The following is a 19714-nucleotide window of genomic DNA, read 5'->3' on the forward strand; positions in this document are numbered from 1 at the left end:
TCTGGCCTGTTTTACGACCTGGCTCGGGCCTGTTCAGCCGTTTTATTCCTGTTTGCTCAGCGCCGTTTTTCCTGTCCCTTCAGCCGTCTCCTTACGCGCTCCTGCCTTTTTTCCGCAACGTGAATTTTCCTCAATTTTGGTGAGAATTTGTCACGGCCAAAATCCCTTTATCTGTTGACGAAATAGCCAGTTTGATTCAACTTGAATGTCTGGACGTCTAAACGTATGGATGTTCAACCGGGCGATTCATTCATCAGCAGCGATCGAAGAGGTAAGCCATGAGCTTTTTCCACGCCAATCAGCGCGAGGCGCTGAACCAGAGTCTGGCCGAGATAAACGGGAAAATTAACGTCTCTTTTGAGTTTTTCCCGCCGCGCACCAGTGAAATGGAAGAGACGTTGTGGAGCTCAATCGATCGCCTGAGCAGCCTGAAACCTAAGTTTGTGTCCGTGACCTACGGCGCAAACTCCGGTGAACGTGACCGTACCCATAGCATTATCAAAGGGATTAAGGACCGCACCGGGCTGGAGGCCGCGCCGCATCTCACCTGCGTTGATGCAAGCCGTGCCGACCTGCGCGCCATCGCCGAGGATTACTGGAATAACGGCATTCGTCATATCGTCGCTCTGCGCGGCGACCTTCCGCCCGGCGGCGGCAAGCCGGAAATGTACGGCGCCGATCTGGTCGGGCTCCTCAGGGAGGTGGGGGATTTCGATATTTCTGTTGCGGCCTATCCGGAGGTACACCCAGAAGCGAAAAGCGCGCAGGCGGATCTGATTAACCTGAAGCGCAAAATAGAGGCCGGTGCGAATAGTGCCATCACGCAGTTTTTCTTTGATGTGGAAAGCTATCTGCGCTTTCGCGATCGCTGCGCCGCAGCCGGTATAGACGTGGAGATTGTGCCGGGCATCCTGCCGGTCTCGAACTTTAAGCAGCTACAGCGTTTTGCGGCCATGACCAACGTGCGCGTGCCGGGCTGGATGACCCGCATGTTTGAAGGGCTGGATGACGATCCCGAAACGCGCAAAATGGTCGGTGCCAACGTGGCTATGGATATGGTTAAAATCCTCAGCCACGAAGGGGTGAAAGACTTCCATTTCTACACGCTGAATCGTGCGGAAATGAGCTACGCCATCTGCCATACGCTCGGGGTTCGCCCGGCGCTGGCAGCGGTCTGAAGCTTTAACCGGTATTGCGCATTCCCGCCGCAACGCCGGCAATGGTCACCATCAGCGCCTGCTCGACGCGCGCATCCGGTTCCTGACCGAGTTCTTCCTGCTGACGTGAACGATGAAGTAGCTCGGCCTGTAGCACATTAAGCGGATCGGTATAGACGTTACGCAGCGCAATCGACTCGGCAATCCACGGCTGGTCGGCCATCAGGTGCGCGTCGTTGGCAATGGTGAGAATGGTTTTAATATCGGCATCAAGCTGTTCGCGCAGCTGTTTACCCAATGGCCAGAGCGATGCGGTGACCAGACGCTGATCGTAATACTCCGCCAGCCACAGGTCAGCCTTAGAAAATACCATCTCCAGCATTCCCAGCCGGGTCGAGAAGAACGGCCAGTCGCGGCACATCGCTTCCAGCTGATCCTGATTACCGGCCTCCATCGCTTTCTGTAACGCAGCACCTGCGCCCAGCCAGGCGGGCAGCATCAGGCGGTTCTGCGTCCAGGCAAAAATCCACGGGATTGCGCGGAGTGATTCGACGCCGCCGGTAGGACGGCGCTTCGCCGGACGGGAGCCCAGCGGCAGCTTGCCCAGTTCCTGCTCAGGGGTAGCCTGGCGGAAGTAGGGGACGAAGTCCTCATTTTGACGTACATAGCCCCGATACATGGAACAGGAGTCGGCGGAGAGCTGGTCCATAATATCGCGCCATTTGGGCTCCGGCTCCGGCGGCGGCATCAGGTTAGCCTCCAGAATGGCACCGGTATAGAGAGAAAGGCTGCTAATGGTGACTTCCGGCAGGCCGTATTTAAAGCGAATCATTTCGCCCTGTTCCGTTACGCGCAGGCCGCCTTTCAGGCTGCCAGGGGGCTGGGAGAGCAGCGCAGCGTGAGCCGGAGCGCCGCCGCGGCCAATGGTGCCGCCGCGTCCGTGGAACAGCGTCAGGGCAATACCGGCTTTTTCACAGGTTTTGATCAGCGCATCCTGCGCCTGATACTGCGCCCAGCTTGCCGCCATGACACCGGCATCTTTCGCCGAGTCAGAGTAACCGATCATCACCATCTGCCTGCCCTGAATAAAGCCGCGATACCAGTCGATGCTGAGTAGCTGGCTCATCACGTCGTTGGCATTATTCAGGTCATCGAGCGTTTCAAACAGCGGTGCTACCGGCATTGCAAACGGGATGCCCGCTTCTTTCAGCAGCAGATGGACGGCCAGCACGTCAGACGGCGTTTTCGCCATCGAAATCACGTAGGCGGCAATAGAGCCTTTCGGCGCTTCGGCGGCGACGCGGCAGGTATCCAGCACTTCGCGGGTCTCGTCGCCAGGCGCCCAGTTACGCGGCAGCAGCGGGCGTTTGGAGTTGAGCTCGCGGATCAAAAAGGCCTGCTTGTCAGCCTCAGACCAGCTTTCATAATCCCCCAGGCCCAGATAACGGGTGATTTCCGCAATCGCTTCGGTGTGGCGGGTGCTTTCCTGACGGATATCGATACGCACCAGCGGCACGCCGAAACATTTCACGCGGCGTAGCGTATCCAGCAGCTGTCCATTGGCGATAATACCCATACCGCATGCCTGGAGCGATTGATAGCAGGTATAAAGCGGGTCCCATAGCTGCTCGTTGGCGATCAGCAGGTCGGCAGGACGCGGCGGCTCTTCACCCTTCAGACGCCGTTCCAGCCACTCCTGGGTGCTCATCAGCTGGCCGCGCAGCTTTTTCATGATTTCGCGATAGGGTTCAAGCGCCTCAGGATTGCCGCACAGGGTACGGACCTCCGGCGAGCACTCGGACATCGACAGCTCAGAAACCAGCACTGCGATATCGCGCAGGAACAGGTCGGTGGCTTTCCAGCGGCTGAGTAGCAACACGTGGCGGGTAATATCTGCGGTGACGTTAGGGTTACCGTCGCGGTCGCCGCCCATCCATGAGGTAAACTGCACCGGAACGAAGTCCACCGGTAGCCTGACGCCGAAGGAGGCTTCCACCTGTTCGTTCAGCTCGCGCAGGAAGTGGGGAACGCCCTCCCACAGGCTGTTCTCGACCACCGCGAAGCCCCATTTCGCCTCATCCACCGGGGAGGGACGATATTTTCGGATCTCATCGGTATGCCAGGCCTGCGCAACCAGCTGGCGCAGACGACGCATAATCTGTGCGCGGTCATAATCGGATAAATCGTTATGATCCAGCTGTTTCAGACAGCTGTTGACCTCCACCAGCTTATGAATCAGGGTGCGGCGGGTAATTTCCGTTGGATGTGCGGTAAGCACCAGCTCCAGCGACAGGGATTCTATGGCTTCACGAATGGCGGCATCGGTCAGGTCGGGCTGCTGTTTGAGGCGATCGAAGACCTTTGCCAGCATCTCCGGGTGATTAGCCCCTTCGCCCTGCGGGGAGATGGTGTGATATTGCTCGGCAACGTTGGTTAAATTCAAAAACTGGCTGAAGGCGCGGGCGACGGGCAGCAATTCATCATTAGAGAGGTTTTGCAGCGTGGAAAGCAGCTCCTGGCGGTGGGCATCATTGCCCGCACGTGATGACTTTGAGAGCTTACGGATAGTTTCCACCCGTTCAAGGATGTTTTCGCCCAGCGCATCCTTAATGGTATCGCCGAGCAGTTTGCCGAGCATACTGACATTACTTCGCATTGCGGAATATTGTTCGTTCATATCACCCCTGACGCCCTTCTGGTTTTTGTCATTATCTTTCACCGTTGCCGGCATAACGTTGATGTTTATCTAGCCACGTTCGCTGCCATTCGTCAATTGACTTAAAAATGTCCTGTGATGGCTAAATAACAGGAATTTATGGGTTTTATTGCGGATGGCAGAAATGCTGCACTACCTGAGCAATCAGCTCCCGGGTTGGCTTGATAAAGGCGGTATCAATATATTCATCCGGCTGATGTGCCTGATTGATAGAGCCGGGCCCCAGAACCAGCGTCGGGCATATTTCCTGAATAAACGGCGCTTCTGTACAGTAGTTGACCACTTCCGTTTCCGTCCCCAGCAGTTTTTCCACCACCTGAACCAGCTGATGCTCGCGTGGGCATTCGTATCCCGGAATAGGAGGGTGCAGTTCACTTACCGTTACCCGACCAGGCCAGCGCTCGCTCACGGGTGCCAGGGCTTCATTGAGCAGTCCGTCAAGCTCCTTCAGCGACAGGCCAGGCAGCGGGCGGATATCCATATGCAGTTCGCAGCAGGCGCAGATACGGTTTGCCGCATCGCCGCCGTTGATATGGCCAAAGTTCATGGTCGGATAGGGGATAGCGAAACCGTCATGATGGTAGCGCGCCTTGAGCGTCTTACGCAGGCCCATCAGGTGGGTAATGGACTCATGCATCAGTTCAATCGCATTGACGCCGCGTGCGGGATCGCTCGAGTGGCCTGACTGTCCCTGAATGCGAATCGCCTGGGAGAGATGGCCCTTGTGGGCGCGCACCGGCTTCAGCGAGGTTGGCTCGCCGATAATTGCGCAGTCAGGGCGGATCGCGGTGGTTTCCGAGAAGTATTTCGCGCCAGCCATGGTGGTTTCTTCATCCGCCGTCGCCAGGATATAGAGCGGTTTTTCCAGCGTGTTGAGATCAATGTCGCGCAGCGCATCTAAAATGAAAGCAAAGAAGCCTTTCATATCGGCCGTTCCCAGACCGTACAGCTTATTGTCGTGTTCGGTCAGGGTGAAGGGATCGCGGGTCCAGCGGCCATCGTCAAAGGGAACGGTGTCGGTATGGCCCGCTAACAGCAGGCCGCCCGCGCCGCTGCCGGTTTTTGCCAGCATATTGAATTTGTGACGCGTACCGGGAACGGGCTGGACCTCCACGCTGAAGCCCAGATCCCGGAACCAGCCCGCGAGCAAACTGATTAAAGTTTCATTACTCTGATCGATGGCGATATCGGTTGCGCTGATGGAGGGGGTGGCAATCAACTCGCGGTAAAGCTCGATAAAAGGCGGTAATTTTGTCTTCACTGTTGACAGTCCTTGCGTTAGGATAGTATCAATATTCATGCAGTATTAGTGAATAAAAATACATTAATGGCGTGCGGATGGAAACCGATTAATCTTCCCTGTCCTGCGCCGATCGCCTGGGAATACAGTGGAAGGCCGCTGCAGCCCGGAATTTTCTGACCAGGATAAGGTGTCAGTCTGATGTTGAATACGTTGATTGTGGGTGCCAGTGGCTATGCTGGCGTTGAGCTGGTGACGTATCTGAACCGTCACCCCCAGGTGAACATAACCGCTTTAGCGGTTTCAGCGCAAAGCCCCGACGCAGGAAAATTGCTTTCTGAGCTTCATCCACAGCTGAAAGGCATCGTCGATTTGCCGCTACAGCCGATGAGCCGGGCAGAGGAGTTTGCTGATAAGGTCGACGTGGTTTTTCTTGCCACCGCCCATGAAGTCAGCCACGACCTTGCGCCAGCCTTTCTGGCGGCGGGCTGCGTGGTGTTCGATCTCTCGGGTGCCTTCCGCGTCAACGATCAGAGCTTTTACAGCCGTTATTACGGTTTTGCCCATCAGCAGCAGACGTGGCTGGATAAAGCCGTCTATGGGCTGGCAGAGTGGCAGCATAACAGCATTAAAGAGGCCCAGCTGATCGCCGTACCGGGCTGCTACCCGACGGCGGCACAGCTGGCGTTGAAGCCGCTGGTGGAAGCCGGTCTGCTCAACGACGCCCAGTGGCCAGTGATCAATGCCACCAGCGGCGTCAGCGGTGCCGGGCGTAAAGCGTCCGTCAGTACCAGCTTCTGCGAAGTCAGCCTGCAGCCCTATGGCCTGTTCAATCATCGTCATCACCCTGAAATCACCGCCCATCTTGGGATCCCGGTGATCTTCACCCCGCATCTGGGCAATTTCCCACGCGGCATTCTGGCGACCATTACCTGCCGTCTGAAAGCGGGCATCAGCGCTGAGGATGTGGCTGAGGCGTTTCATAACGCCTACCACGATAAGCCGCTGGTACGGCTGTACGATAAAGGCGTACCGTCTATTAAAGGGGTCGCCGGGCTGCCGTTCTGTGATATCGGTTTTGCCGTGCAGGGTGAGCATCTGATCGTGGTAGCGGCAGAGGATAACCTGCTCAAAGGCGCCTCTTCCCAGGCGGTGCAGTGCCTGAACATTCGTTTCGGTTTCCCGGAAACAGAGTCACTTATTTAATCAGCGAGTAGCGAAATGACGAATCCTCTTATTATCAAACTCGGTGGCGTACTGCTGGACAGTGAAGAAGCGCTGGAAAAACTCTTCTCTGCGCTGGTGAGCTGGCGTGAATCGCATCAGCGTCCATTGCTTATCGTCCACGGTGGCGGCTGTCTGGTGGATGAGCTGATGAAAAAGCTCTCTCTGCCGGTGCAAAAGAAAAACGGGCTGCGCGTCACGCCTGCCGATCAGATCGACATCATTACCGGTGCGCTGGCCGGCACCGCAAATAAAACCCTGCTGGCCTGGTCGAAGAAACACGGTATTGACGCCGTTGGCCTCTGCCTGGCCGACGGCGGTATCGTGGAGGTTGAACAGTTCGACCCGCAGCTGGGCCACGTGGGGCAGGCGGCGCCCGGTTCGCCTAAGCTCATTACAACGCTGCTGACCGCGGGTTATCTGCCGGTTATCAGCTCCATCGGCATCACCCAGCAGGGTGAGTTAATGAACGTTAATGCTGACCAGGCGGCAACGGCTCTGGCCTCGACCCTGGGAGCGGACCTGATCCTGCTGTCTGACGTGAGCGGTATTCTTGACGGCAAAGGCCAGCGTATTGAAGAGATGACGGCGGCGAAGGCCGAAGCGCTGATCGCCCAGGGGATCATCACCGACGGCATGGTCGTCAAAGTAAATGCCGCGCTGGATGCCGCCCGCACGCTGGGGCGTCCGGTGGATATTGCCAGCTGGCGTCATGCAGAACAGCTGCAAAACCTCTTTAACGGCGTGTCAATTGGCACCCGGATCCTCGCTTAACAGAATGTTCAAGGAAAAGACAATGCAAGATAAGAGCATAAAAAAAATCGTTCTGGCTTACTCCGGTGGTCTGGATACCTCTGCCATTATTCCATGGCTGAAAGAGAACTATGGCGGCTGTGAAGTCGTGGCCTTTGTTGCGGATATCGGCCAGGAGCGTGGCGATCTGGAAGGCGTTGAGCAGAAGGCTATCCAGTCGGGTGCCTCTGAGTGCCACGTGGTTGACCTGCGCGAAGCCTTTATCAGCGACTACGTTTACCCCGTGTTGCAGACCGGCGCCCTGTATGAAGGTACCTATCTGCTGGGCACCTCAATGGCCAGACCTATCATCGCCAAAGCCCAGGTTGAGCTGGCGCTGAAAGTGGGTGCGGATGCGCTGTGTCACGGCGCAACCGGTAAAGGCAACGACCAGGTGCGCTTTGAAACCACCTACACCGCGCTGGCTCCCCAGCTTGCCGTCGTTGCGCCATGGCGCGAGTGGAACCTGCGTTCCCGTGAAGCGCTGCTGGACTATCTGAAGGAGCGCAACATTCCGACTACGGCCTCGCTGGAAAAAATCTACAGCCGTGACGAGAACGCCTGGCACATCTCTACCGAAGGTGGCGTACTGGAAAGCCCGTGGAACGCGCCGAATAAAGATTGCTGGATATGGACAGTCGACCCGCTGGAAGCGCCGGACCAGCCCGAGCAGGTCACCGTTTCCGTTGAGAAAGGGCGCGTGGTTGCGGTTAACGGCGAGGCACTCAGCCCGTACAAGTGTCTGGAAAAGCTGAACGTGCTGGGTGCTAAGCATGGTGTAGGCCGTATTGATATCGTAGAAAACCGTCTGGTCGGCATTAAGTCGCGCGGCTGCTATGAAACGCCCGGTGGCACCATTATGGTTAATGCGCTTCGCGCCGTTGAGCAACTGGTATTAGATCGCGATAGCTTTAAGTGGCGCGAGCAGCTGGGGCTTGAGATGTCCTACGTGGTTTACGATGGCCGCTGGTTTGCGCCGCTGCGTAAGTCTATCCAGGCCTCCGCTGAGGCACTGGCGGAAGAGGTAAATGGCGAAGTGGTCCTGCAGCTGTACAAGGGGCAGGTGACGGCGATTCAGAAGAAATCCGCCAATAGCCTCTACTCTGAAGAGTTTGCTACCTTCGGCGAAGATGAGGTCTACGACCATCGTCACGCGGGTGGGTTTATCCGGCTGTTCTCACTTTCTTCACGTATTCGCGCGCTGAACGAAAAAAAATAGGTATTCGGATTGCCGGTACGCACAGGCATTGGGGACGGATAAAGTCCGTTCCCCTTACCGGCATCAGTGACAACGACTTAACGAATTAAAGGGAGCACTGACATGGCACTTTGGGGTGGACGGTTTACACAGGCAGCGGATCAACGCTTTAAGCTGTTTAACGACTCGCTGCGCTTTGACTATCGTCTGGCAGAACAGGACATTGTGGGATCCATTGCCTGGTCCAAAGCGCTGGTAACGGTCAATGTTCTGACGTCGGAAGAGCAGCAGCAGCTGGAGAGTGCACTGACCGTGCTGCTGGAAGAGGTGCGGGCTAACCCGCAGCAGATCCTGGAAAGTGATGCGGAAGATATTCACAGCTACGTGGAAAGCCGCCTGATTGACAAAGTGGGGGCGCTGGGTAAAAAACTGCATACGGGCCGCAGCCGCAACGATCAGGTTGCCACCGATCTCAAGCTGTGGTGCAAAGCTCAGGTGAATGAGCTGCTGATGGTGACCCGACAGCTCCAGCAGGCCCTGCTCACCACCGCTGAGGCTAATCAGGACGCGGTAATGCCCGGCTACACGCATCTTCAGCGTGCGCAGCCCGTCACCTTTGCCCACTGGTGTCTGGCCTACGTCGAGATGCTGGCGCGTGACGAGAGCCGCCTGCAGGACACCCTGAAGCGTCTGGACGTCAGCCCGCTGGGCTGTGGCGCGCTGGCGGGCACGGCCTACGAAATCGACCGTGAACAGCTGGCCGGTTGGTTAGGCTTTGCCTCCGCCACGCGTAACAGCCTGGATACGGTATCTGACCGCGATCACGTGCTGGAACTGCTCTCTGATGCTTCCATCGGCATGGTTCACCTATCGCGCTTTGCTGAAGATCTCATCTTCTTCAATACCGGTGAGTCCGGCTTTGTTGAGCTGTCAGACAAAGTGACGTCCGGCTCTTCCCTGATGCCGCAGAAGAAAAACCCGGATGCACTCGAGCTGATACGGGGTAAGTGTGGCCGCGTGCAGGGTGCGCTGACGGCGATGACCATGACGCTGAAAGGGTTGCCGCTGGCCTATAACAAGGATATGCAGGAAGATAAAGAGGGGCTGTTCGACGCGCTGGATACCTGGTCAGACTGCCTGCATATGGCCGCGCTGGTGCTGGATGGCATTCAGGTGAAGCGTCCACGCTGTCAGGAAGCGGCCGAACAGGGCTATGCCAACGCCACCGAACTGGCGGACTACCTGGTGGCAAAAGGTGTCCCCTTCCGCGAGGCGCACCATATTGTCGGCGAGGTAGTGGTGGTCGCCATCACGCAGGGCGTGGCGCTGGAGGCACTGCCGCTTTCTGATCTTCAGGCATTCAGCAGCGTCATTGCAGAGGATGTTTACCCAATTTTGTCGCTGCAATCCTGTCTTGATAAACGTAATGCGAAGGGGGGCGTTTCACCTCATCAGGTTTCGCTCGCCATCACTGATGCGAAAAATCGGCTGCGATAGCGGCCTGGCGTCTTATTTTCTGTAGCCGGTGACGGCATACTGGCGTAATGCAATGATTCCGCCTTCCCATAATCCGGGAATTTAAAAAGGGATAAGATAGACGTGCATTAACGTTAAGTGAAATGTCTGACGTGTCTGGGAGCGCCACCATCGCCGATATCGAAGGGGCTACCTGCTCAATTATGGGAGCCGCGGTAAAGATACCGCGGCTTCTGCCGGTACGATTTAAGGCTTATTGGCTTAGATCAGAATCAATGACCCAGCATATACTTTTCTAAATCGTCGCTGCCACCAATGTGGCGTCCACCGATAAAGACCTGTGGCACCGTGGCCCGACCGGTCATCGCGCGCAGGCTGACCGTGGTGGCATCCTGGCCCAGCACGATTTCTTCATACTGAATACCGCGGTCCAGCAGCATCTGCTTCGCTTTTGCGCAGAATGAGCAGCCTGGCTTGGTGAACAGCGATACCGATTCCTGCACTTTGAATTCCGGTGCCAGATAACGCAGCATGGTGTCCGCATCTGACACTTCGAACGGGTCGCCCGGCTTGTTCGGCTCAATAAACATTTTTTCAACGACGCCATTGCGCACCAGCATTGAGTAACGCCATGAGCGAGGACCGAAACCCAGGTCGGCTTTCTCAACCAACTGGTCCATACCGCGGGTAAACTCACCGTTACCGTCTGGAATAAAAGTGATGTTTTCTGCGTGCTGATCGGCTTTCCAGGCATTCATCACGAAGGTGTCGTTGACTGAAACGCACAGAATATTGTCGACGCCGTGCTTTTTGAACACGTCTGACAGCTCGTTATAGCGTGGCAAGTGGCTTGACGAGCACGTCGGGGTAAAGGCACCCGGCAGTGAAAACACGATGACAGTTTTATCTTTAAACAGCTCGTCAGTCGTGATGTCGACCCATTGGTCGCCCTGGCGTGTGTGGAAAGTGACCTGTGGGACTGACTTACCTTCCTGACTTGCGAACATAACTACCTCATCAATGGGGGTAAAATTGATTCAAATCTCGAACGGGCGACATTATTACTTTTAAGGCTTGATAGGGATAATCGTTGATTGCTATTCTATCTATCGCCACGGACTATCGTGGCCCGGAGGATAAGATGAATATTCGCGATCTTGAATACCTTGTAGCGCTGGCGGAACACCGCCATTTTCGTCGTGCTGCGGATGCATGCCACGTGAGTCAGCCCACCCTCAGCGGTCAAATCCGCAAGCTTGAGGATGAGCTGGGTGTGATGCTTCTGGAGCGAACCAGCCGTAAAGTCCTGTTCACTCAGTCTGGATTGCTGCTGGTGGACCAGGCACGTACCGTACTGCGGGAAGTTAAGGTGCTAAAGGAGATGGCCAGCCAGCAGGGCGATGCCATGTCCGGGCCGCTGCACATTGGACTGATCCCAACTGTAGGCCCTTATCTGCTGCCGCAGATCATCCCTACGCTGCACAAAACGTTCCCTAAACTTGAAATGTATCTGCATGAAGCGCAGACGCAGCAGCTGCTGGCGCAGCTCGACAGCGGTAAACTGGATTGTGCCATTCTGGCGCTGGTGAAAGAGTCTGAAGCCTTTATCGAAGTGCCCCTGTTCGATGAACCCATGAAGCTGGCTATTTACCAGGACCACCCGTGGCATGACCGCGATCGCGTGCCAATGTCCGATCTGGCGGGTGAAAAGCTGCTGATGCTGGAAGACGGTCACTGCCTGCGTGACCAGGCAATGGGCTTTTGTTTCCAGGCCGGGGCGGATGAAGATACGCATTTTCGCGCGACCAGCCTCGAAACGCTGCGCAACATGGTCGCGGCAGGAAGCGGCATAACGCTACTGCCCGCACTGGCCGTGCCGAAAGAACGCGTGCGCGATGGCGTCTGCTATCTGCCCTGTTACAAACCGGAGCCGCAGCGCACCATTGCGCTGGTGTATCGGCCGGGTTCACCGCTGCGCAGCCGCTATGAGCAGCTGGCAGAGGAGATCCGTACGCATATGCAGGGCTACCTGGGCAGTGCGTTAAAACAGGCGGTTTAGGCCGTTTAACGCCGCCACGCGATATGCCTCAGCCATGGTGGGGTAGTTAAAGGTGGTATTCACGAAGTACTCTATCGTGTTGCCACCGTTCTTCTGCTCCATAATGGCCTGGCCGATATGAATAATCTCGGCCGCGCGTTCACCAAAGCAGTGGATCCCAAGGATCTCTTTAGTTTCGCGGTGGAAGAGAATCTTCAAACTCCCGACGTTCATCCCCACAATTTGCGCGCGAGCCAGATGCTTAAACTGCGCACGACCCACCTCGTAAGGCACCTTCAGCGCCGTGAGCTGCTGCTCGGTTTTCCCCACGGAGCTGATTTCAGGAATGGTATAAATTCCCGTTGGGATATCCTCAATCAGATGCGCGTTGGCCTCACCCTTAATCAGCGCCTGTGCGGCAATACGTCCCTGATCGTAGGCTGCTGAGGCGAGGCTTGGATACCCAATGACATCGCCCACCGCGTAAATATGCGGCTGTGCGGTCTGATACATGCTGTTGACCTTTAGCAGGCCCCGCCCATCCGCTTCCAGGCCTACATTTTCCAGGGAGAGTGAATCGGTGTTACCCGTACGGCCATTAGCGTACAGCAGGCAATCGGCCTTCACTTTCTTGCCCGACTTCAGGTGCATAATCACGCCATCGCTGGTCCCCTCAATCTTCTCAAACTCCTCGTTGTGGCGAATCACCACGCCATTGTTCCAGAAGTGATAAGAGAGCGAGTCAGAAATCTCCTGATCGAGAAAGGCCAGCAGATGATCGCGGGTATTGATCAGATCGACCTTCACGTTCAACCCACGGAAGATTGAAGCGTATTCACACCCTATGACTCCGGCACCATAAATAATGACGTGGCCCGGCTCATGGTGCAGATTGAGGATAGAGTCGCTGTCGTAAATGCGCGGATGGGTAAAGTCGACGTCGACCGGGTGATAAGGTCGCGAGCCACAGGCAATAACAAATTTCTCTGCGGTAAGGCGTTCGACCGTACCGTCGTGAGTCTGAATTTCAATCGTATTGGCATCAAGAAAGCGTGCATCACCCTGGTACAGTTCACAGCGGTTTCGCTCATAAAATCCCTGACGCATACGCGTTTGCTGACTTATCACGTTTTCTGTGTGATTCAGGATATCGGCAAAAGAAGAGCGAAGCAGGCGGGTATGATCGCTGTAAAGCGGGTTTTGATTGAACTCAATGATGCGGCTAACGGCGTGGCGCAGGGCCTTAGAGGGGATCGTTCCCCAGTGCGTGCAGCCGCCGCCAATATTGTGATAACGCTCAATGACTGCGATCTTTGCGCCCTGTTTGACCAGGCCCATCGCGGCACCCTCGCCGCCGGGACCTGAACCAATAACGATGGCATCATAATCATAAGACTGTTGCATACTGATACGTCCTATATTTTTATACAATTTTTCAACGATATTCTAACATCCTGACGGCCACTTCCCAATTCTAACCGCTAATTTTGCCATCATTTGACAAAGCGTTGAGTTAACAGGCGATAACAAAGTTGATGCAACTGTACGCTGAAATTTTTGTTATAGTGCCAGCCTGGCAGGTAAAACAGGCATAGATATGGGCGTCAGAGCACAGCAAAAAGAACGAACACGTCGTTCGCTGATTGAGGCGGCATTTAGCCAGCTCAGCGCCGAGCGAAGCTTTGCCAGCCTCAGCCTGCGGGAGGTTGCCCGGGAAGCGGGTATTGCTCCTACCTCATTCTATCGTCACTTTCGTGACGTTGATGAGCTTGGCTTAACCATGGTCGACGAGAGTGGACTGATGCTGCGCCAGCTAATGCGTCAGGCGCGTCAGCGCATCGCCAAGGGCGGCAGCGTGATCCGCACGTCCGTCTCTACCTTTATGGAATTCATCGGTAATAATCCCAATGCTTTCCGTCTGCTTTTACGGGAACGGTCAGGCACATCGTCGGCCTTCCGCGCGGCTGTTGCGCGTGAGATCCAGCATTTTATTGCCGAACTGGCGGACTACCTCGAACTCGAGAACCGTATGCCGCGCAGTTTCACCGAAGCGCAGGCCGAGGCAATGGTGATTATAGTCTTTAACGCCGGAGCCGAGGCGTTGGATATTGATATTGAACAACGCCGTCAGCTTGAAGAGAGGCTGGTGCTTCAGCTGCGAATGATTTCGAAGGGCGCTTATTACTGGTATCGACGTGAACAGGAGAAGCTGGCGGTGACGCTTGAATCTCATGGTTAAGGAGAGTGATATGAGTTTACCTACAGGTCGGGACAGAGGCACGCTGTTGCTGGCATTTCTCAGCGGTCTTGCGATCAACGGAACGTTTTCGGTGTTATTCAGTTCCCTGGTGCCGTTCTCAATTTTCCCGCTTATTACGCTGGGGCTGTCCGCCTGGTGCCTGCACCATCGCTATTTGAACCGATCCATGCCGGACGGAATGCCACCGCTTGCCGCCGGTTTTTTTCTGTTAGGCATTCTGCTTTACAGCGCTATCGTTCGTGCAGAATATCCTGCTATTGGTTCAAACTTCATTCCAACCGTTCTGATGGTTGCGCTGGTATTCTGGCTGGTGTTAAGACTCAAACGAAATCGTTAGAGAGATAATATCTTTCTGTTTGTCGGATATTTATCTGCTGTTTATCCGGTACGGGGCTTTACAGGTTATTATAATCTAAAGTCAATGTCGCTGAAATAAAGGTCTGACAGCTTAATTTTGCATGGAGAGCAAAATAATGATGGATGAGGATGAAGTTCCCTTTACCCGGCTTACCCCAGGGTTACGTATTATCTGTATCCTGACGATATTCCTGCTTGTCGCCTCCGCCCTTGGAGAAACGATAATGTTTTTATACAGCTGGTTTTTTGATGAGGCATACAGTCAGTTAGTCCAGGGTTATATCTCATATTATACCGTTCTTGAGGAGTATACTATCCCCACCCGGGGCTATGTTTACCTGGGAACCTTCCTTTTAGACTGCCTGAATCAGCTACCCTACTACGCGGCCATGTTCTGTGCTGCTTTCCTTTTTCTCAACTTTTATAAGGGTAAAGTCTGGTGGTATGGTAATGTCGTTCTGCTGCGCAGTGTGGCGATTTTACTCATTGTGGACGGTGTCTCACCCTATATACTTTCTCCGCTACAGATTCTGCTTTTTACCTTTTCGCAACGCCCCATGATTAGCATATATGTTGGTTTCACGTCAGACGCTGTACGGGTTTTCATTATAGGATTTACATTGCTGGTTTTTTGCTGGGTGTTAGCAGAAGCGAGATATTTATTTGAGGAAAATGAATATATTTTAAAGAAGGGCAGTCAACGTAAAACGTAATATAAGACTGACGACACTATCACTCTTTCCGGCTTTCCATCTTTTTTTTGTGAAGGCCTTACGAAAGAATGATTTTTTGAACCAGGCGTAAAGATTATTAATGCCACTCTCTCAATGAGATTACGCCTGGCTTTCGCTTATCGTTCTACAGATGCGTTATTTTTTTCGCGCGGTTAGCAGTACGCCACACTCCATATGGTGGGTATAGGGGAACTGATCGAACAGCGCCAGACGCGTCACCTCATGCGTTTCCGACAGCACGGCCAGATTTTCGCAAAGCGTCTGTGGATTGCAGGAAATATAGAGGATGTGTGGATAAGCCTGCACCATTTTCACCGTATCCTCATCTAAGCCGCTGCGAGGGGGATCGACAAAAATCGTCTCGCATTCGTAGCCCGTCAGATCTATTCCCTCCAGCCGACGGAATTCACGCGTACCCTTCATGGCCTGGGTAAATTCCTCAGCCGACATGCGTATAATCTGCACGTTTTCAATCTGGTTCACGGCAATGTTGTACTGTGCTGAAGCGACGGAGGGTTTTGCAATTTCTGTTGCCAGCACGCGCCTGAAGTTACGCGCCAGCGCCAGCGAAAAGTTGCCGTTACCACAATACAGCTCCAGCAAATCACCCCGGGCATTCTTTGTGACTTCCAGCGCCCATTCCAGCATCTGAATATTCATCGCGGCATTCGGCTGGGTAAAGCTATTTTCAACCTGCCGGTAGACAATATCCTTTCCGGCAACCGGCAGACACTCATCGACGAAATCACGATCCAGACAGATTTTTGTTCGGGTGGCACGGCCTATCAGCTGCAGATCGAAGCCTTCTGACCGCAGGCTGTCACGCAGTTCAGCGGCGGCCTGCTGCCATTCGTCGGTTAGCTTACGATGATAAAGCATCGACACGACAATCTGGTTGCTCATCGTCGACAGATAATCAAGCTGGAACAGCTTATAGCGCAGTACTTTGTTATCACGCAGCGCTTCAATCAGCCTGGGCATCAGATCGTTGATTATCTGGCTGGCGGCGGGAAAGCTATCTACGCGAATGCGCTGGCGCGTCTGCTGGTCGAAAATGATGTGATAAAGGTCATCCCCCTCGTGCCAGATACGAAATTCCGCGCGCATCCTGTAATGGCTGACCGGCGAACGAAAAACTTCGACATCCATAGCGGTGAAAGGCGTCATCAACGTCTTCAGACGGCTGACCTTCTCTTCAAGTTGGGCATCATAGTGTTCTGTCGGCAGCTTTTCGGGCGTCATGGTATTTCCTGAGTTAATGGAGCTTTATTGCCCGGCGATTGTAGGGATTCGCCACTCAATGTCCAGCATTGCGCGCCATGCTGCTAATTCAGGCTTGTGAGTCATGGATCTCGACTAGTTTTGAACATAAGATGCGCATTCTGGCCCATAGCCAACCGATCCTCGCGCGTAAGGGATGGATTTTACGCGGCAACCTTCATGATTTTTTGGATCTCTTTTCATTAATGACAAAGAAAATGCCAATACCGTTGGCCGTTGTTGCCACGGCGATTTCTCTCTGGGCGCAGGATAGCGTGGCAGAGGGGGCTGGGGGCACGCTGGTGACCACCGCGAGCCGCTTTGCCCAGCCCATATCTTCGGTTTTAGCCCCGACCTCTGTCGTCACGCGCGAAGAGATTGATCGCTGGCAGGCGAAGAGTGTGGCTGACGTGATGCGTCGTTTACCCGGGGTGGATATTGCGCAAAGCGGGGGGTTAGGCCAGCAAAGTTCGCTGTTTATTCGCGGCACAGAATCCCGACATGTGCTGGTGCTGATTGACGGTATTCGCCTGAATCAGGCGGGCATCAGCGGTTCTTCCGACCTCAGCCAAATTCCCCTTTCGCTGGTACAGCGTATCGAATACGTCCGCGGCGCACGATCGGCCGTGTACGGTTCCGATGCTATCGGCGGCGTGGTGAATATCATCACCCTGCGCGACAGGCCTGGGACTTCGCTGACCGCAGGTATCGGTTCTAACGGCTATCAGTCTTACGACGCGTCTACCCAGCAGATGCTGGACAGCGCCACCCGCATCACCCTGGCCGGCAACTATACCTATACCAAAGGCTACGACGTTGTCGCGGGCTATCCTGATATCTACGGCGATCCGGCACAGAAAGATCGCGACGGCTTCATGAGTAAAACGCTGTATGGCTCAGTGGAGCATCAGTTTGATGATGAAATCAGCGGGTTTATTCGGGGCTATGGCTTTGATAACCGTACGGCCTATGACGGGAGCCTGAGCTATAGCGTACCGGGTGCGCGGGTCGATACGCGCCAGCTTTATAACCAGACCTGGGACACCGGCCTGCGCTTCAACCGTGACGGCTACGCCACCCAGCTTATCGCCAGCTACGGCCACACGAAAGACTATAACTACGATCCGCGTCGTGGCCGTTACGCTGAACCCGCGACGCTGGATGACGTTGAGCAGTACAATCTGCAATGGGGCAATACGCTGGCCCTGGGTAATGGCACCGTCAGCGCAGGCGTGGACTGGCAACAGCAAATTTCACAGCCGAATACCAATTACGTGAGTAAAGGAGAGCAGCAGCGTAATACCGGTATTTACGCCACGACTCAGCAGAAGCTGGGAAGCGTGACGCTGGAGGGGGCAGTGCGTGGTGATGATAACAACACGTTTGGCTGGCATAACACCTGGCAGAGCAGCGCCTCATGGGAATTTATTGAGGGCTATAGCGTTTTCGCTTCATACGGAACAGCCTTCAAAGCGCCTAATCTGAGTCAGGTTTACAGCGCTATTTACGGCAATCGCGATCTTAATCCGGAAGAAAGTAAGCAGTGGGAAGGGGGCTTTGAAGGCCTTGCCGGCCCGGTGAACTGGCGGTTGTCGGGCTACCGTAATGATATCGACAGTCTTATCGACAGCGATCCAGCTACTTTCCGCTATTACAATATTAATAAGGCGAAGATCAAAGGCATTGAGGCAACGGCCTCTTTCGATACCGGCCCGGTCAGTCACTCCATCTCTTACGACTACGTGGACCCCCGTAACGGTACGACGAATGAAATCCTTGCTCGCCGTGCTAAGCAGCAGGTGAAGTATCAGCTGGACTATACGCTGTATGACGTGGGCTGGTCGGTAAGCTATCAGTATCTGGGAGAGCGTTATGACAAAGACTATAACGCTTCAACCACTCCCCGTACCGTTAAGCTGGGTGGCGCCAGCCTGTGGGATCTTGCTGCGTCGTATCCTGTCACCTCTCAGCTAACCGTTCGTGGTAGAATAGCCAACCTGTTTGATAAAGATTACGAGACAGTCTATGGCTATCAAACCCCAGGAAGAGAGTATTACCTCAGCGGTAGCTACACCTTCTGATCCGCGTCCCAGCGTGCTGGTTTTTGACTCCGGCGTTGGGGGGCTTTCAGTCTACGATGAGATCCGACAGCTGCTGCCGGATCTGCACTATATATATGTCTTCGATAACGTCGCTTTTCCCTACGGTGAAAAATCAGAGGCGTTTATTGTGGAGCGGGTGGTTGAAATCGTTAGCGCAGTCACCAAACGTTATCCCCTCGCGCTGGCCGTTATCGCCTGTAACTCAGCCAGTACCGTCACGCTGCCCGCCCTGCGCGAGCGCTTTGCGTTCCCCGTCGTCGGCGTTGTTCCTGCTATCAAACCTGCTGCTCGCCTCACCCGTAACGGGGTTGTTGGCCTGTTGGCTACGCGCGGCACCGTTAAGCGTCCTTATACACACGAACTGGTTGAGCGCTTCGCCAGTGAGTGTAAAACGGAGATGCTGGGCTCGGCCGAACTGGTTGAACTGGCGGAAGCTAAACTTCACGGTCACCCTGTAGCGCTGGATGACGTGCGGCGCATCCTGCAACCCTGGCTGAGAATGAAAGAGCCGCCGGATACGGTCGTACTGGGCTGCACACACTTTCCTTTACTTAATGAAGAGCTGCAACAGGTTCTTCCCGAGGGCACCCGGTTAGTGAATTCCGGTGCTGCCATTGCCCGCAGAACGGCCTGGCTATTAGAAAACGAATCGCCAGCGGCGAAGTCTGCCGATGACAATATTGCTTTTTGTCTGGAAATTACCGACCGTGCTGTACAGTTATTGCCCGTTTTAAAGCGATATGGCTTTGAAAAGCTCGAAAAACTCTCTCTCAATGAGGATTATGGGTAAAAAACAGCCGGTTAGAATCTTTTTTGCATTTAGGGCTTGTCACCCGTCAGGAACTCCCTATAATGCGCCTCCACTGACACGGAACAACGGCTTAACGGTCACCGGGTCAGGAAGAGAAAAGTGANGTCACCCGTCAGGAACTCCCTATAATGCGCCTCCACTGACACGGAACAACGGCTTAACGGTCACCGGGTCAGGAAGAGAAAAGTGAGAAATTCCTTGACTCTTCAGCGGGAAAGCGTAATATCTGCACCCCGCGCCACACGAGATTATGTGGCACTGCTCTTTAACAATTTATCAGACAATCTGTGTGGGCACTCGCAGGATTGATATCAGCGCCGCAAGGCGCAAAAAATATCAAGTCTTAAGA

The 19714-nt window shown here is 54.6% G+C and carries 16 protein-coding genes; 11 read left to right on the forward strand and 5 right to left on the reverse strand.

What is annotated here, in order from left to right; all coding sequences use genetic code 11:
• Positions 1-278: 278 nt before the first annotated feature.
• Complete coding sequence (gene metF, locus A1830_RS17960) at positions 279-1178, forward strand: methylenetetrahydrofolate reductase (protein WP_067709421.1); 900 nt, start codon at positions 279-281, stop codon at positions 1176-1178.
• 4 nt (positions 1179-1182) lie between these two features.
• Here the strand turns inward: metF and ppc are convergent, their stop codons facing one another.
• Both ppc and argE read right to left on the reverse strand, forming a co-directional pair.
• On the reverse strand, positions 1183-3834 hold the full coding sequence (gene ppc / locus A1830_RS17965; RefSeq protein WP_067709465.1) for a phosphoenolpyruvate carboxylase: 2652 nt from the start codon (positions 3832-3834) through the stop codon (positions 1183-1185).
• Between the two features lie 145 nt (positions 3835-3979).
• Complete coding sequence (gene argE / locus A1830_RS17970; protein ID WP_067709424.1) at positions 3980-5134, reverse strand: acetylornithine deacetylase; 1155 nt, start codon at positions 5132-5134, stop codon at positions 3980-3982.
• Positions 5135-5314: 180 nt separating this feature from the next.
• On the opposite strand from argE, the gene argC reads away from it, so the two are divergent.
• The 4 genes from argC to argH all read left to right on the forward strand — a co-directional run bounded on the left by argC (position 5315) and on the right by argH (position 9824).
• Complete coding sequence (gene argC, locus A1830_RS17975; protein ID WP_067709426.1) at positions 5315-6319, forward strand: N-acetyl-gamma-glutamyl-phosphate reductase; 1005 nt, start codon at positions 5315-5317, stop codon at positions 6317-6319.
• Positions 6320-6334: 15 nt separating this feature from the next.
• The gene (gene argB / locus A1830_RS17980; protein ID WP_067709428.1) at positions 6335-7111 is read left to right on the forward strand and encodes an acetylglutamate kinase; all 777 of its coding nucleotides are present in this window, start codon (positions 6335-6337) and stop codon (positions 7109-7111) included.
• A 22-nt stretch (positions 7112-7133) separates the two neighbouring features.
• The gene (locus A1830_RS17985) at positions 7134-8348 is read left to right on the forward strand and encodes an argininosuccinate synthase (RefSeq protein WP_067709430.1); all 1215 of its coding nucleotides are present in this window, start codon (positions 7134-7136) and stop codon (positions 8346-8348) included.
• A gap of 102 nt (positions 8349-8450) precedes the next feature.
• On the forward strand, positions 8451-9824 hold the full coding sequence (gene argH, locus A1830_RS17990) for an argininosuccinate lyase (RefSeq protein WP_067709431.1): 1374 nt from the start codon (positions 8451-8453) through the stop codon (positions 9822-9824).
• A 251-nt stretch (positions 9825-10075) separates the two neighbouring features.
• Here argH and A1830_RS17995 read toward each other — a convergent pair whose 3' ends face one another.
• Entirely contained in the window at positions 10076-10810 is a 735-nt protein-coding gene (locus A1830_RS17995) for a glutathione peroxidase (protein ID WP_067709433.1), read from the reverse strand.
• A gap of 134 nt (positions 10811-10944) precedes the next feature.
• Here A1830_RS17995 and oxyR point away from each other — a divergent pair, with 134 nt between their 5' ends.
• A complete protein-coding gene (gene oxyR / locus A1830_RS18000) occupies positions 10945-11862 on the forward strand; it encodes a DNA-binding transcriptional regulator OxyR (RefSeq protein ID WP_067709435.1) in 918 nt (305 codons plus the stop codon).
• Here oxyR and sthA read toward each other — a convergent pair.
• A complete protein-coding gene (gene sthA / locus A1830_RS18005) occupies positions 11845-13245 on the reverse strand; it encodes a Si-specific NAD(P)(+) transhydrogenase (protein ID WP_067709468.1) in 1401 nt (466 codons plus the stop codon). The genes oxyR and sthA overlap by 18 nt on opposite strands.
• Before the next feature lie 193 nt (positions 13246-13438).
• Here sthA and fabR point away from each other — a divergent pair, with 193 nt between their 5' ends.
• The 3 genes from fabR (at position 13439) to A1830_RS18020 (ending at position 15171) form a co-directional block, all read left to right on the forward strand.
• On the forward strand, positions 13439-14080 hold the full coding sequence (gene fabR / locus A1830_RS18010) for an HTH-type transcriptional repressor FabR (RefSeq protein WP_067709437.1): 642 nt from the start codon (positions 13439-13441) through the stop codon (positions 14078-14080).
• A gap of 10 nt (positions 14081-14090) precedes the next feature.
• Entirely contained in the window at positions 14091-14438 is a 348-nt protein-coding gene (locus A1830_RS18015; RefSeq protein WP_067709439.1) for a YijD family membrane protein, read from the forward strand.
• A gap of 136 nt (positions 14439-14574) precedes the next feature.
• Positions 14575-15171, forward strand: a complete 597-nt coding sequence (locus A1830_RS18020; protein ID WP_082804209.1) for a hypothetical protein — start codon at positions 14575-14577, stop codon at positions 15169-15171.
• A 156-nt stretch (positions 15172-15327) separates the two neighbouring features.
• Here the strand turns inward: A1830_RS18020 and trmA are convergent, their stop codons facing one another.
• Positions 15328-16434 carry a tRNA (uridine(54)-C5)-methyltransferase TrmA gene (gene trmA / locus A1830_RS18025; protein WP_067709441.1) on the reverse strand — a complete coding sequence of 369 codons (1107 nt, stop codon included), beginning with the start codon at positions 16432-16434 and terminating at the stop codon, positions 15328-15330.
• A 224-nt stretch (positions 16435-16658) separates the two neighbouring features.
• On the opposite strand from trmA, the gene btuB reads away from it, so the two are divergent.
• Together btuB and murI are read left to right on the forward strand one after the other, a co-directional pair.
• Complete coding sequence (gene btuB, locus A1830_RS18030) at positions 16659-18533, forward strand: TonB-dependent vitamin B12 receptor BtuB (RefSeq protein WP_067709472.1); 1875 nt, start codon at positions 16659-16661, stop codon at positions 18531-18533.
• Complete coding sequence (gene murI / locus A1830_RS18035; RefSeq protein WP_067709443.1) at positions 18478-19344, forward strand: glutamate racemase; 867 nt, start codon at positions 18478-18480, stop codon at positions 19342-19344. Before btuB ends, murI begins: the two co-directional genes overlap by 56 nt.
• Positions 19345-19714 lie beyond the last annotated feature (370 nt).

The sequence above is a fragment of the Erwinia sp. ErVv1 genome (genome assembly GCF_900068895.1).
Taxonomy (GTDB): domain Bacteria; phylum Pseudomonadota; class Gammaproteobacteria; order Enterobacterales; family Enterobacteriaceae; genus Erwinia.